At 54.2% G+C, this 12,881-nt stretch carries 15 protein-coding genes; 6 read left to right on the top strand and 9 right to left on the bottom strand.

The window, feature by feature from the left end:
- Nucleotides 1-57: 57 nt before the first annotated feature.
- The 4 genes from potF (at nt 58) to potI (ending at nt 4,234) form a co-directional block, all read left to right on the top strand.
- Complete coding sequence (gene potF, locus AC1UKS_RS14410) at nt 58-1,167, top strand: spermidine/putrescine ABC transporter substrate-binding protein PotF (protein WP_265911901.1); 1,110 nt, start codon at nt 58-60, stop codon at nt 1,165-1,167.
- 121 nt (nt 1,168-1,288) lie between these two features.
- On the top strand, nt 1,289-2,422 hold the full coding sequence (gene potG, locus AC1UKS_RS14405) for a putrescine ABC transporter ATP-binding subunit PotG (RefSeq protein ID WP_482436997.1): 1,134 nt from the start codon (nt 1,289-1,291) through the stop codon (nt 2,420-2,422).
- Nucleotides 2,423-2,432: 10 nt separating this feature from the next.
- Entirely contained in the window at nt 2,433-3,395 is a 963-nt protein-coding gene (gene potH / locus AC1UKS_RS14400) for a putrescine ABC transporter permease PotH (protein ID WP_482434177.1), read from the top strand.
- On the top strand, nt 3,392-4,234 hold the full coding sequence (gene potI / locus AC1UKS_RS14395; RefSeq protein ID WP_013201493.1) for a putrescine ABC transporter permease PotI: 843 nt from the start codon (nt 3,392-3,394) through the stop codon (nt 4,232-4,234). The genes potH and potI overlap by 4 nt, the downstream gene beginning before the upstream one ends.
- Nucleotides 4,235-4,312: 78 nt before the next feature.
- Here the strand turns inward: potI and AC1UKS_RS14390 are convergent, their stop codons facing one another.
- The 3 genes from AC1UKS_RS14390 to AC1UKS_RS14380 are packed head-to-tail and all read right to left on the bottom strand — an operon-like array spanning nt 4,313 to nt 6,572.
- Entirely contained in the window at nt 4,313-5,416 is a 1,104-nt protein-coding gene (locus tag AC1UKS_RS14390) for a M20 peptidase aminoacylase family protein (protein WP_482434175.1), read from the bottom strand.
- A gap of 24 nt (nt 5,417-5,440) precedes the next feature.
- Nucleotides 5,441-5,914, bottom strand: a complete 474-nt coding sequence (locus tag AC1UKS_RS14385) for a YjiG family protein (RefSeq protein WP_053145826.1) — start codon at nt 5,912-5,914, stop codon at nt 5,441-5,443.
- On the bottom strand, nt 5,904-6,572 hold the full coding sequence (locus AC1UKS_RS14380; protein WP_482434173.1) for a nucleoside recognition domain-containing protein: 669 nt from the start codon (nt 6,570-6,572) through the stop codon (nt 5,904-5,906). Before AC1UKS_RS14380 ends, AC1UKS_RS14385 begins: the two co-directional genes overlap by 11 nt.
- 347 nt (nt 6,573-6,919) lie before the next feature.
- Between AC1UKS_RS14380 and AC1UKS_RS14375 the strand changes: the two genes are divergently transcribed.
- Nucleotides 6,920-7,399, top strand: coding sequence for a YbjO family protein (locus tag AC1UKS_RS14375; protein ID WP_482434171.1), 480 nt, complete (start codon nt 6,920-6,922; stop codon nt 7,397-7,399).
- A 61-nt stretch (nt 7,400-7,460) separates the two neighbouring features.
- Here the strand turns inward: AC1UKS_RS14375 and AC1UKS_RS14370 are convergent, their stop codons facing one another.
- From AC1UKS_RS14370 to AC1UKS_RS14345, 6 genes are all read right to left on the bottom strand, one after another.
- Nucleotides 7,461-8,198 (bottom strand): transporter substrate-binding domain-containing protein, encoded by a 738-nt coding sequence (locus tag AC1UKS_RS14370; RefSeq protein WP_482434169.1) that lies wholly within the window; start codon nt 8,196-8,198, stop codon nt 7,461-7,463.
- A gap of 125 nt (nt 8,199-8,323) precedes the next feature.
- Nucleotides 8,324-8,992, bottom strand: coding sequence for an arginine ABC transporter permease ArtM (gene artM, locus AC1UKS_RS14365; RefSeq protein ID WP_482434167.1), 669 nt, complete (start codon nt 8,990-8,992; stop codon nt 8,324-8,326).
- Complete coding sequence (gene artQ / locus AC1UKS_RS14360; protein WP_265911910.1) at nt 8,992-9,708, bottom strand: arginine ABC transporter permease ArtQ; 717 nt, start codon at nt 9,706-9,708, stop codon at nt 8,992-8,994. The genes artM and artQ overlap by 1 nt, the downstream gene beginning before the upstream one ends.
- Nucleotides 9,709-9,715: 7 nt before the next feature.
- Entirely contained in the window at nt 9,716-10,447 is a 732-nt protein-coding gene (gene artJ / locus AC1UKS_RS14355; protein WP_482436995.1) for an arginine ABC transporter substrate-binding protein, read from the bottom strand.
- A 14-nt stretch (nt 10,448-10,461) separates the two neighbouring features.
- Nucleotides 10,462-11,190 (bottom strand): arginine ABC transporter ATP-binding protein ArtP, encoded by a 729-nt coding sequence (artP, locus tag AC1UKS_RS14350; RefSeq protein ID WP_013201501.1) that lies wholly within the window; start codon nt 11,188-11,190, stop codon nt 10,462-10,464.
- Between the two features lie 205 nt (nt 11,191-11,395).
- A complete protein-coding gene (locus AC1UKS_RS14345) occupies nt 11,396-11,938 on the bottom strand; it encodes a lipoprotein (protein WP_265911913.1) in 543 nt (180 codons plus the stop codon).
- A 107-nt stretch (nt 11,939-12,045) separates the two neighbouring features.
- Between AC1UKS_RS14345 and AC1UKS_RS14340 the strand changes: the two genes are divergently transcribed.
- The gene (locus tag AC1UKS_RS14340) at nt 12,046-12,873 is read left to right on the top strand and encodes an N-acetylmuramoyl-L-alanine amidase (protein ID WP_482434165.1); all 828 of its coding nucleotides are present in this window, start codon (nt 12,046-12,048) and stop codon (nt 12,871-12,873) included.
- Nucleotides 12,874-12,881: the final 8 nt, after the last annotated feature.

The following is a 12,881-nucleotide window of genomic DNA, read 5'->3' as shown; positions in this document are numbered from 1 at the left end:
GGCCGGCTGAGCCTGTGCCTCTGTTTGTAATTATCCCTGTTCAGGAGAATGGAAAACATGTTCAACCAACGTAAGAAATGGTTGTCAGGTGTGGTTGCTGGCGTGTTGATGGCGGTTTCCGCTGGCGCAGGTGCTGCTGATAAGACGCTGCATGTCTATAACTGGTCAGACTATATTTCCCCGGATACCGTACCGAACTTTGAAAAACAAACCGGTATCAAAGTGGTCTATGACGTGTTTGACTCCAACGAAGTGCTCGAAGGCAAGCTGATGGCCGGTAGCACCGGTTATGACGTGGTGGTGCCGTCTTCCAGCTTCCTGGCGCGTCAGCTGCAGTCTGGCGTCTTCCAGCCTCTGGATAAAAGCAAACTGCCTAATTACAAAAACCTCGATCCGGACATATTGAAAAAGCTGGATCAGCACGATCCGGGCAACAAGTACGCCATCCCTTACCTGTGGGCAACCACCGGTATCGGTTATAACGTCGATAAAGTTAAAGCGGCGCTGGGCAAAGATGCCCCGGTCGACAGCTGGGATCTGGTGCTGAAACCGGAAAACCTGGAAAAACTGAAAAGCTGCGGCGTGTCGTTCCTTGATGCACCGGAAGAGATCTTCGCCACCGTGCTGAACTACCTCGGCAAAGATCCGAACAGCACCGATTCTAAAGATTACTCTGGTGCGGCCACCGACCTGCTGCTGAAGCTGCGTCCGAGCATCCGTTATTTCCACTCTTCTCAGTACATTAACGACCTGGCAAATGGCAACACCTGCGTGGCGATTGGCTGGGCGGGTGACGTTCTGCAGGCGAAAAACCGCGCGATTGAAGCGAAAAACGGCGTTCACCTGGCGTACAGCATTCCTAAGGAAGGTGCGCTGGCGTTCTTCGATATGCTGGCTATCCCTAAAGATGCCAAAAACGTCGATGAAGCTTACCAGTTCCTCAACTACCTAATGGAGCCGAAGGTCATCGCTGACGTCTCTAACAAGATGTTCTATGCCAACGGCAACAAAGCTTCCGTGCCGCTGATCAATGAAGATATCCGCAACAACCCGGGCATCTTCCCAACGCCAGAAACGATGGCGAAACTTTTCGTGCTGAAAGTACAGGATCCGAAACTTGACCGTGTGCGTACGCGCGCATGGACTAAAGTTAAAAGTGGTAAGTAACAGACATTAGTGAATTTGACTCACTTTTGATCGTGCAACAGAGGCGCAGTAACTGGCCTCTGTTTTGTCTTTTATACGGCTGAGAGGCCGTATTCTCCCAAGCCGCCGGAGAGTAATGGTAGTGAACGACGCGATCCCCCGTCCGCAACAAAAAGCAGCCAAGGCCTTAACGCCCCTGCTTGAGATCCGCAATCTGACCAAGTCTTTCGACGGTCAACATGCGGTTGATGATGTCAACCTGACCATCTACAAAGGTGAGATTTTTGCACTGCTTGGCGCCTCAGGCTGCGGCAAATCGACGCTGCTGCGGATGCTGGCAGGATTCGAGCCACCAACCTCCGGGCAGATTATGCTGGATGGCCAGGATCTCTCCCACGTGCCGCCTTACCAGCGCCCAATCAATATGATGTTTCAGTCTTATGCGCTGTTCCCGCACATGACGGTGGAACAGAATATCGCCTTCGGCCTGAAGCAGGACCGGCTGGCAAAAGACGAGATCACCAGCCGCGTGGCAGAAATGCTGACGCTGGTACATATGCAGGAGTTTGCCAAACGCAAACCGCATCAACTTTCCGGCGGTCAGCGTCAGCGCGTGGCATTGGCCCGCAGTCTGGCTAAACGTCCTAAGCTGCTGTTGCTGGATGAGCCAATGGGCGCGCTGGATAAGAAACTGCGTGACCGTATGCAGCATGAAGTGGTCGATATTCTGGAGCGCGTCGGCGCAACCTGCGTGATGGTGACCCACGACCAGGAAGAAGCGATGACCATGGCCGGCCGTATTGCGATCATGAACCGTGGCAAATTCGTGCAGATCGGCGAGCCGGAAGAAATTTATGAGCATCCGACCACCCGCTACAGCGCGGAATTTATCGGATCGGTAAATCTGTTCGAAGGGATCTTACGTGAGCGTCAGGCCGACGGTCTGGTGATTGAAAGCCCAGGGCTGATCCATCCGCTGAAGGTCGATTCTGATGCTTCTGTGGTAGACGGCGTGCCGGTGCACGTCGCGCTGCGTCCTGAGAAAGTGATGCTGTGTGAAGAGGTGCCGACGGACGGTTGCAACTTCGCGGTCGGTGAAGTGGTGCACATTGCCTATCTGGGCGATCTGTCGATTTACCATGTGCGCCTGCGCAGCGGTCAGATGATCAGTGCACAGTTACAGAATGCCCATCGCTTCCGCAAGGGTGCGCCAACCTGGGGAGACGAAGTGCGTCTCTGTTGGGAAGCGGACAGTTGTGTGGTTCTGACGGTGTAGTGGGGGAGTGATGAGCGAGAATTCTTCGAGAACGACCGAGCCACCAACCCGACAGCAGGGTGCTTTTAGCGCCCTTCTCGGCCGGTTGCAGATGAAACAGGGCCGCAAGCTGGTTATTGCACTGCCTTATTTGTGGCTGATACTGCTGTTCCTGCTGCCATTTTTGATCGTGCTGAAAATCAGCTTCGCTGATATTGCGCGCGCGATCCCACCGTATACCGATTTAGTGACCTGGGCCGATGGTCAGCTGACCATGGTGATGAATCTGGGCAACTACATCACGCTGACAGACGATCCGCTGTATATGGATGCGTATCTGCACTCGTTGCAGGTCGCCGCGATCTCGACGGTGGTTTGTCTGCTGATTGGCTACCCGCTGGCGTGGGCAGTGGCGCACAGTTCACCGTCAACGCGTAACATTCTACTGTTACTGGTGATCCTGCCTTCCTGGACCTCGTTCCTGGTGCGGGTGTATGCCTGGATGGGCATTCTGAATGACAACGGTATTCTGAACCGCTTCCTGATGTGGACCGGCATTACCGATCATCCGATCGCCATTCTGTATACCAATCTGGCGGTTTATATCGGCATCGTGTACTGCTATTTACCGTTTATGGTGTTGCCGATTTATACCGCGTTAACGCGTATCGATTATTCGCTGGTAGAAGCGTCGCTGGACCTTGGCGCGCGTCCGATGAAAACCTTTTTCAGCGTGATTGTGCCGTTGACCAAAGGCGGTATTATCGCCGGCTCCATGCTGGTGTTTATCCCTGCGGTGGGTGAGTACGTGATCCCGGAACTGTTGGGCGGCCCTGACAGTATTATGATTGGTCGCGTGCTCTGGCAGGAGTTCTTTAATAACCGTGACTGGCCGGTAGCGTCGGCACTGGCGGTGATTATTCTGCTGATTTTGATCCTGCCGATTATCTGGTTCCATAAGCATCAGAATAAAGAGCTGGGGGAAACGAAATGACCACCTTACCCACCATTCGTTCTCCATGGCGCACGGCAATCCTCGTGGTGTGCTTCTTCTTCCTGTACGCGCCGATGGCGTTGCTGGTGATCTATTCGTTTAACTCGTCGCAGCTGGCGGCATGGGAGAGTTTCTCCCTGCACTGGTATAACGTGTTGTTCCATGATGATGCGATGATCAGCGCGGTGACCCTGAGCCTGAGCATTGCCGCGCTGGCGGCTACGGCGGCGTCGGTACTGGGCACCATTGCGGCGGTGATAATCGTGCGGTTCGGTCGCTTCAAAGGCTCAACCGGCTTTGCGTTTATGCTGACCGCGCCGTTGGTGATGCCTGATGTGATCACCGGCCTGTCGTTACTGCTGCTATTTGTGGCGATGGCCAATACCTTTGGCTGGCCTGCCGACCGTGGAATGCTGACCATCTGGCTGGCGCACGTCACCTTCTGTACCGCTTATGTTGCGGTGGTCATCAACTCGCGTCTGCGCGAGCTTGACCGCTCCATTGAAGAAGCGGCGATGGATTTGGGTGCCACGCCGTTGAAGGTGTTCTTTGTGATTACCGTTCCGATGATCGCCCCGGCGATTGTCACCGGCTGGCTGCTGGCCTTTACGCTGTCGCTGGATGACCTGGTAATTTCCAGCTTTGTCACCGGGCCAGGTGCAACCACCTTGCCGATGCAGATCTTTGCCACGGTTCGCCGTGGGGTGAACCCGGAAATTAACGCGCTGGCGTCGTTAATCCTGTTTGTGGTGGGCATCGTGGGCTTTATCGCCTGGCGCTTTATGGCGCACGAAGAGAAACAGCGGCTGCGAGATATCCAGAAGGCGCGAGGCGGTTAAGTAGCGTTAGCGCTGTGTAAGGCGATGTTTGCTGCCACCCACTGTCGTCTTGGGTGGCGGCAAACTGTCAGAGCGAGGCTATCCGAGAACCTTCTGCACGCAGGCTTTAAACACCTTGATGCCGACAGGCAGTGAGTTCAGGTCGAAATGCATATCGGGATGATGCAGACCCGGAACTAAACCGGTCCCTAATCCCCAAAAACCAGATTTAACTTGCGGGCGCTGCACGGCGTAGTGGAAGAAGTCTTCGCTTCCCGGCGTGGAACGGACCGGCATCAACGCCTCTTCACCCAGCACCTCTTTGATTGACGCCGAAATCAGCGCGGTCATCTCATCATCAATCTCTGCCGCTGGCATCGATTTCAGTACGACGATATTCGCGGTTGCGCCATAGGCGGCGACGCTGTGCTGAACGGCTTTTTCTACCCGCGCCTGCAATACCTCCATATCTTCATTTTCCGCTGCGCGAAGATCGAATACCACGCGAGCTTCGTCGGGAATTGAGTTGGTCACGCCGGCATCGCACAGGAAGCGAGTGGCTTTTGCACTCCAGCTCTTACCGGGTGCCATATGCACGCCATTAACGGCCTGCACTGCGGCGGCTCCGGCATCAAGGGCATTAATCCCAAGGTGAGGACGCGCGCCGTGTGCCGTCTGGCCGCGGATGGTCGCCTCAATGGTCACACAGGCGGAATAATAGACAGCCGGAATGGCTGTGCCGACCGCACACTCTTCTGCCGGACGCAAATGGAAACCCAGAATCATGTCAACATCGTCTATTGCGCCGCCGGCAATCATCGCCAGCGCACCGGTGCCTAACTCTTCTGCAGGCTGGAAGATCAGCTTCAGACGGCCTTTTTTCACCGCACCTTCAGCAATCAACTCTTGTCCCGCGGTCAGCACGACCGAGGAGTGGCCGTCATGACCACAGGTATGCCGTGCGCAGGCTTCGCCATTAATGATATGGCCCAGTGCATCCATGTCTGCCCGCAGAGCGAGGGTAGGGCCCGGCACGCCGCTGTCCAGCACGGCGACGATACCCGTGGTGCCATTAAAGTTGTCCTGCACCGCATAACCTGCTGCTTTAAGCTGCTGGCTGATATAGGCAGAGGTTTTAAATTCCTGGAATCCCAGTTCCGGGATCTCATGCAGATAAGCGTAATGTTCTAAAACTTTTAACACGTTAAGCACTCCATTTATCAGTTATCAGGCAACCACTCGCATGACCAACATCGAGATGACCGCATTCAGGATGCTGGTCACCATCAGCAGTGGCCAGTACTTCTTCGGCACGTCAGACACACCCAGCAGACGGCCCATGTATTGTAACTGTGCGCCCATCAGGAAAATGGCCGGGGTCAAAATGGTGATGTCGGCGCCGGTCAGTATTCCCTTCGCCAGCAGACTGACCGCCACGCCAGTGCCGGCAGAGGAAGAGAGCCATGCGGTCAGCAGCACGGTGATGGCTTCACCAGGCAAGCCAAAAAGTCCCATCACCGGCGCGAAAACCTTACCAATAAAGCCCATAATCCCGAGTAAATTTAGCATCTCCGCAATCACATACGCCATCACCACATTCGGCAATAAATTATGGATGGCGATGTGGAAACCTTTGCGGGCACCCACAACGAATATATCGAACGGGTTGTTGCTCACCAGAGTCTGAGGTTTATTCTGCATGCTGGAAATCTCGCTTGTAGACGGTATTCAGGATCAGGCGAACAAAGGCCGCGCCGACAAATTTCAGGACGAACATGACGATCAGCGGGATCAATACCGGAATCGACAGTGAAACAAAGAGTGCTGAGCCAATGGCAAAATAGTTATTGATTAATCCCGCACCGGAATACTGCCAGGCCGCCATAATAACCACGTCCTTTTTGCTGATTTGCTTCTCGTCATACAGTTCTTTGGTTAATGCCGCGCCTGCATCGGTACTTTGCAAATCGGTAATTAGCGCCAGGCCGGATCGACCCGGCAAACCTAAAACAGGTTTTAATAACGGCGTGAGTAATTTATGCGCAGCGCGGATGGCGCCGTAATGGGTGAATATTTCCAGCAGACCCAGCGCCAGCATGACGGTGGGAACCAGTGACAGCGCAAAGAGAAAACCGGCTTTGGCACCCAGGCCACCTTCGCCGACGAAGGTGCTGTGAGCGCCCGCTTGCAGCGTGCCGAACTTGCCACCAAGGCTGGTAAAATCAAACGCGCCAAGCCACTTCATTCCGTCTACGTTATAGAATAAACCGGAGAAAAATAATAATGCGACCAGCAACGCCAGATAGGCCCCCATGCCGACGGTGACTCTGGCTGGCGAACACTTTATCTCTTCCTTCATCAACGCTTCTCCTCCCAAAAATAGAAAAATGCTAATAACGCAGCAAAAAAGGTGGCCTGAGTGGCACTTTTTTGATAATTGCGCTAAAAATAACCTGTTGTCTTTCAGGTAATGATAAATTGCAGAGTTCGTGCCAGTGTGACTAAATTAAACAAAATAACTGCCGATAAAGCCTTATTACCCCCATCGTTGCGTATGAAGGCGTAATAAAAAAACATCGCGTAATGCCGACGTTCAATATTTATCCAGCCTTATTTATCGTGAAATCAGGCAACAGGTCGGTGGACCCCACTATTGCGCACGTGCACTGTTTTGGGGCGGAGCAACAGGTTGGTCAGGAGAGTGTCATGTCAGAGGTGTTCAGAGAGGGTAAGGCAGTCCTGAAATCACCGTCTTCAATTCCTGTGGCGGTGCTGGTGGCGGGCATTGCGGTGATCGCTACGCGCGTACTCGGCGTGGCCTTGCAGATGCATGACTTAGGTCTGAGCGAAGTCATGAGCTTTGTTTATCGTAGTGCTCAGGCGTGGAACTCGACGCTAATTTTTATCGCCAGCCAACTGATCTTCTTTTTTGAGCTGCGTTGCGCGGTTGCGATGATGCGTGGGAAAAATTGGGGACGTTGGGGTTTTGTGATTTCTCAAATCACCGTGTTGATCTATATGTTTTGCGCGTCGATGGGCTGGATCTATCCTGAGCTGTTTAGCGTCAGTGGCGAAAACAACCTGCAAATCATTCATCTGCTGATATCGCAGAAGTTGCCCGACCTGCTGATTATCCTGCTGCTGTTTATGCCTGACAGCAGCCGGGCATTTTTTCGGCAGCGCTGAACAGGCGGCACGACAGAATCCGACCCCTTGTCGGCTGAGGGATCAATACCCCTTTTTTAAGCTAAGCCGCCGTGCCAAACCAGCGGTGACGAAGCTTTTCCAGCGTACCGTCATCTTTCAGGCTTTGCAGCGCGTCATTCAGGCTGTCCCGCAGCTCGGTATTACCCTTGCGCACCGCAATACCCAGTCCTGAACCGAAGAAGCGGCTGTCTGTGATAGGATCGCCGACTTCGGCCAGCTGCGGATTGGTTTTCAGTAGTTCCTTCACCGCCAGCGTATCGCCAAAAATGCCGTCCAGCCTGCCGTTACGGATATCCAGTAACGCATTCTGATAATTGTCGTAGGTGACGGTAATGATCTCCGGCCAGGCCGTCATCAAATAGGCCTGTTGAGTGGTCTCCGCACCGATGCCAATGCGCTTGCCTTTCAGCTGTTCAATATTGCTGTACTGACCTGCCCTGGCGACCAGCGTGCCGGAATTTGTAAAATAAGGCTGAGTAAATTCGACCGTTTTCTTGCGTTCATCGGTGATATCCAGACCGGAGATGATCGCATCATAACGGCGGAACTTTAATGACGGCAGCAGGCGTTCGAAGGTGTTATTGGTAAAAATGCACTGTTTTTGCATCCGGTCGCACAGGGCTTTCGCCAGATCGATATCGAATCCGACCAGCTGATTTTCAGCAGTAAGAAACTCAAAGGGAGGATTGTTAGCGTTAGAAGCAAAACGCAGCGGTTCCGCTGCCTGGGCACAGGCACATATCGAGGTCAGTAGTAGGGTAAATACAAACTTAAGCATCACGTACCGTCCTTGCGGTCACTTTACCTGACCATTATGCCGTGGGTGATGACTGGGCTATCCGCTGATTAACCGCTAAAGAAGGGCTGTTTCTTAACGATACCGGTGACCTGCACCGGCATCGATCAGTTTCTGCGTTCAAAGGCCAGCGCGCGGCGTTCAATCATCCGCATCATTAAGGTGAGTAAGCCGTTTACGCACAGGTAAATCAGGCCTGCGGCTGCAAACACCGTGACATCGTAGGTGCGGCCATACAGCAATTGACCGTGCCCCATCACTTCCATCAGGGTGATGGTGTAGGCCAGCGAGGTACTTTTGAACACCAGCACCACTTCATTGGAGTAAGAGGAGAGGGCGCGCTTAAAGGCATAAGGCAGCAGGATGCGCAGCGTTTCTTTGCGGTTCATGCCCAGCGCGGCACAGGACTCCCATTGACCGGCAGGGATCGCCCGCATCGCGCCATAGAACAGCTGCGTGGTATAGGCGGCGCTGTTCAGCGACAGTGCCAGCAGCGCGCAGAGCCATGGCTGCGAGAGTAAATGCCATAACCAGGGAATGCCCTGAATCGACGGAAACTGTCCTGGCCCATAATAGATCAGGAAGATTTGCACCAGCAGCGGTGTGCCGGTAAACAGGGTGATATAGCCCCTGATCACCAGTCGCAGCACCGGCACTTTCAGCGATAAAATCACCGTGAAAATCAGCGCGAACACCAGTGCCAGGATCAGCGACGCGACGGTCAGCGTCAGACTGGTATGCAGGCCTTTCAGCAGTTCGGGTAAATAGCTCAACATCAGGTATTCCCCTGCTCAAAACGGGTCGCACGGGCATCAATACGCTTCAGCACCTGTTGGCTCAATAAGGTGATCACCAGATAAATCGCCGCGGCCATCAGATACCAGGTAAAGGGCTCCTGGGTGCGTGCCGCGATGCTTTTGGTCTGCAACATAATATCGTTCACGCTGATCAGCGAAACCAGCGCCGTATCTTTCAGCAGCACCAGCCACTGATTACCCAAGCCTGGCAGGGCATGACGCCACATTTGCGGCAGGATCAGGCGGAAGAATATGGCCGGGGTTTTCATGCCCAGCGCCTGTCCCGATTCCCACTGCCCCACAGGGACCGCTTTCAGCGCGCCGCGAAGGGTCTGAGAAGCGTAGGAGGAGTAAAGGATCGACAGGGCGATCACTCCGCAAAGAAACGGGCTGACGTCGAAGTTCTGAATATTCACCTGCACCGGGAAGCTGAACAGCCCCAGATTGATGGTGAAACCATCAGACAAGGTAAGCAGCAGTTGCGAGGCGCCAAAATAGACGAACAGCACCACGAGGATCTCCGGCAGGCCACGGAATAGCGTAACCAGACCGGTACCCAGCCAGGCGACCGGACGCCAGCGGGCCGATTCCCAGGCGGCGAAAATCATCGCCAGAATCAGCCCAACCACCAGTGCAGAAACGGCAAGGCCGACGGTCATGCCGGCGGCGCTTGCTAAAGGAGTGAATTCATTCATTCAGAAATTACTGCTGAAACCATTTGCTGTAGATGGTTTTGTAGGTGCCGTCAGCCTTCACTTTGTCCAGGGCGGTGTTGAACTGGCCCTGCAACTCGGCGTTACCCTGACGAACAGCGATGCCCAGACCGGTGCCGAAGTAAGCCTTATCCGTCACTTTCTCGCCCACTGGTGCCAGGTTTGCGTTCTGCTTCAGCCACTCGTTCACCACCGCAGTGTCACCGAATACGGCATCAATACGGCCATTTTTCAGATCGAGTATCGCATTCTGATAGCTGTCATAAGGAACGGCATTCACGCCGGTCATTTTTTCGGTCAGGTATTTCTGATGCGTGGTGCCGTTCTGTACGCCAACACGTTTGCCTTTCAATGCATCAACCGAAGCCACTTTGCCTTTCTGCGCAATAAACAGGGCAGAGTTGTCATAGTAAGCTTTGGAGAAAAGAACCTGTTTCTCACGCTCAGGCGTGATGTCCATGCCGGCCATTATCGCGTCAAAACGACGGAATTTCAGGCTTGGGATCAGGCTGTCGAATGCCTGGTTGGTGAAGGTACAGGTTGCGTTCATTTCACGGCACAGCGCGTTAGCCAAATCGACATCAAAGCCCTGAATTTTGTTATCGGAATCGACAAATTCAAACGGAGGATAAGAGGCTTCGGTAGCAAAACGAATGGTCTGCGCGGCGCTGGCGCTCAGGCTTAAACCCGCTAACAGTGCGGCAAGTACGACTTTTTTCATCATTATACCCTGCATTAGTGCGATAGATAATTGGCAAACGCGTCGGTTTGCGGCTGTGTAAAGCGGCTGGCATCACCCTGTTCGACCACGTAACCGTTTTCCATGTACACCACGCGGCTGGCGGTTTTACGCGCCACTTCCACTTCGTGGGTCACGATAACCTGGGTGATGTTAGTCTGCGCCAGTTCCTGAATGATCGACACGATCTGGGCGGTGATTTCCGGATCCAGCGCGGCGGTGGGTTCATCGAACAGCAATACCGCCGGCTCCATCATCAACGCTCTGGCAATCGCCACGCGTTGCTGTTGTCCACCGGAAAGGTGCAAAGGATAGCGGTCAGCGAATGTGGTCAGACGCAGGCGATCCAGCAGTTTACCGGCGCGGGCATGCGCCTGATCTTTACTCAGCCCCAGCACGCGGCAGGGCGCTTCGATCAGGTTCTGCATCACCGTCAGGTGCGGCCAGAGATTGTATTGCTGGAAAACCATACCCACGTTTTGACGCAGCTCGCGGATGGCCGCGTCTGACGGGGTTTTACTGAAGTCGATTTGATGACCCGCAATGCTCAACGTGCCGGAACGCGGCATCTCAAGCAAATTGAGAACGCGCAGCAGAGAGCTCTTACCGGCACCGCTTGGACCCAGCAGAACCAGCGTTTCGCCCTCAGGGCACGCCAGTTGAATGTCGAACAGTGCCTGATGGGCACCATAAAAGCAGTTAATACCGTTTAGTTGAATACTCATGCGCAAAAAGTGAATAGCAATTGATGCTGCGAATCTTAACGTTGACGGCATACTTATGCAATCATCGTGCGTGAAAATACCTTTATGCCTGCTGTAAACTAAAAGGCTAGCACAAGATCGCGTGCTTTAAGCGGATTTACCCGGGAAGATGCAAGAACTGCGAGAGCGATCGTGCCATCGGGCGATGGCACGACACTGAGAGGCACTACTTCAGCAGCAACTGGCTCAGCGAGCCGCCCTGCAGATGCGGATTCGGGCTGTTGTAGCGCACGTCGTCGACTGCCCAGCAAGTGCCTTCGCGCACCATCAGCACTTCATCCTGCCACTCTACCGGCTTGCTGCCATCACGAGTGAGCGTCACGCGCAGCGGAATGTTGCGTGCATCGCTATTCGGAATGGTCGACGCATCGGCCACGCTGGCTGAGGTTGGGCCAACCGATAAACTTGAGAAGATATCACCCTGATTTAACTCAGACGCGCGAGTGGTGTCGCTGTTGGCTTTCAGCAAGGTGGCATACAGTTTATCGCTGAGATAAGGGCGGTATTTGGCCAGCTGTTGCGCCGTCGGCATCCCCTGAGTCGGCTCTTTCAGGCGCAGATCATAGAACTGCTGAGCGACAGAATCCGGGCCGCCATCGACGCAAGGCCCCATACGCGTACCAATGTCCTTATACGCGGGTTGTACCGTGGTACAGGCACTGAGAAGCAGCGCCATTGGAGCCAGTGCAGCAATCGCTTGGTATTTCATCTTGATTTCCTTATTGTTTCTGGATGACGGTTTTTAGCATAGAGTATAGCCGCTCTGCTTAACCAGAAGGGCTACACTGGGAAAGAACAACAAAAGGAGAGCATTCAATGATGCGTCTGTTGATATTGGCAGTTTTTTCGCTGCTGCTGAGCGCCTGTGGTTCATCAGGCTTCGAGTCGCATTCCGGCTACACTGTTGATACCCGCCATCCCGCGTATGGCGCCCGTCCCCGTATTAAGGTGCTGGTGATCCACTACACCGCGGAAGATTTCCCCAGCTCGCTGGCCACGCTCACCGACCGTGACGTAAGCGCACACTACCTGATTCCGGCGAAACCAGTGCAGAAATCACATCAGCCGGTGGTGTTTCGTCTGGTACCAGAGTCACAGCTTGCCTGGCATGCGGGCCCCAGCTTCTGGCGGGGAGCCTCCCGATTAAATGATACCTCGATCGGTATCGAGCTGGAGAATCAGGGCTACAGGCGAACGTCTGCTGGCCCAATCTGGTACCCGTTTGCGCCGTCTCAGATTGCGGCGCTGGCCCCGTTGGCAAGAGATATCGTTCAGCGTTATAACATCCAGCCGCAGGATGTTGTCGGTCATAGCGACATTGCGCCACAGCGTAAGCAGGATCCTGGCCCACTATTCCCCTGGCAATGGCTGGCAGAGCAGGGGATTGGCGCCTGGCCGGATGCCGGACGGGTCAGTTTTTATCTGGCGGGCAGAGCGGCGGAGCAACCGGTCGATCACGCCTATTTGCTGACGCTGCTTTCGCTTTATGGTTATCAGGCCAGCCCGGAGATGACGGCAGACGAACAGCGTAAGGTGATTGCGGCTTTCCAGATGCATTTCCGCCCCGCAAATTATTCAGGGCTGCCTGATGCGGAAACGGAAGCGACGGTGAGAGCGTTGCTGGAAAAGTACGGCGAAGGTTAGGGTGCCGG

The sequence above is a fragment of the Erwinia sp. AK-PDG3-5 genome (assembly GCF_056821705.1).
Note: the sequence above shows the minus strand (reverse complement) of the source record. Positions and strands in the feature narration are given on the sequence as shown.

What these genes read in the sequence shown, in the direction of transcription:
- AC1UKS_RS14340 (WP_482434165.1), top strand. Translation starts at nt 12,046, where the DNA reads ATGATGCGTCTGTTGATATTGGCAGTTTTTTCGCTGCTGCTGAGCGCC.
- AC1UKS_RS14370 (WP_482434169.1), bottom strand. Translation starts at nt 8,198, where the DNA reads ATGCTTAAGTTTGTATTTACCCTACTACTGACCTCGATATGTGCCTGT.
- potH (WP_482434177.1), top strand. Translation starts at nt 2,433, where the DNA reads ATGAGCGAGAATTCTTCGAGAACGACCGAGCCACCAACCCGACAGCAG.
- potF (WP_265911901.1), top strand. Translation starts at nt 58, where the DNA reads ATGTTCAACCAACGTAAGAAATGGTTGTCAGGTGTGGTTGCTGGCGTG.
- AC1UKS_RS14385 (WP_053145826.1), bottom strand. Translation starts at nt 5,914, where the DNA reads ATGCAGAATAAACCTCAGACTCTGGTGAGCAACAACCCGTTCGATATA.
- artQ (WP_265911910.1), bottom strand. Translation starts at nt 9,708, where the DNA reads ATGAATGAATTCACTCCTTTAGCAAGCGCCGCCGGCATGACCGTCGGC.
- artM (WP_482434167.1), bottom strand. Translation starts at nt 8,992, where the DNA reads ATGTTGAGCTATTTACCCGAACTGCTGAAAGGCCTGCATACCAGTCTG.
- AC1UKS_RS14375 (WP_482434171.1), top strand. Translation starts at nt 6,920, where the DNA reads ATGTCAGAGGTGTTCAGAGAGGGTAAGGCAGTCCTGAAATCACCGTCT.
- AC1UKS_RS14380 (WP_482434173.1), bottom strand. Translation starts at nt 6,572, where the DNA reads ATGAAGGAAGAGATAAAGTGTTCGCCAGCCAGAGTCACCGTCGGCATG.
- artJ (WP_482436995.1), bottom strand. Translation starts at nt 10,447, where the DNA reads ATGAAAAAAGTCGTACTTGCCGCACTGTTAGCGGGTTTAAGCCTGAGC.
- potI (WP_013201493.1), top strand. Translation starts at nt 3,392, where the DNA reads ATGACCACCTTACCCACCATTCGTTCTCCATGGCGCACGGCAATCCTC.
- AC1UKS_RS14345 (WP_265911913.1), bottom strand. Translation starts at nt 11,938, where the DNA reads ATGAAATACCAAGCGATTGCTGCACTGGCTCCAATGGCGCTGCTTCTC.
- artP (WP_013201501.1), bottom strand. Translation starts at nt 11,190, where the DNA reads ATGAGTATTCAACTAAACGGTATTAACTGCTTTTATGGTGCCCATCAG.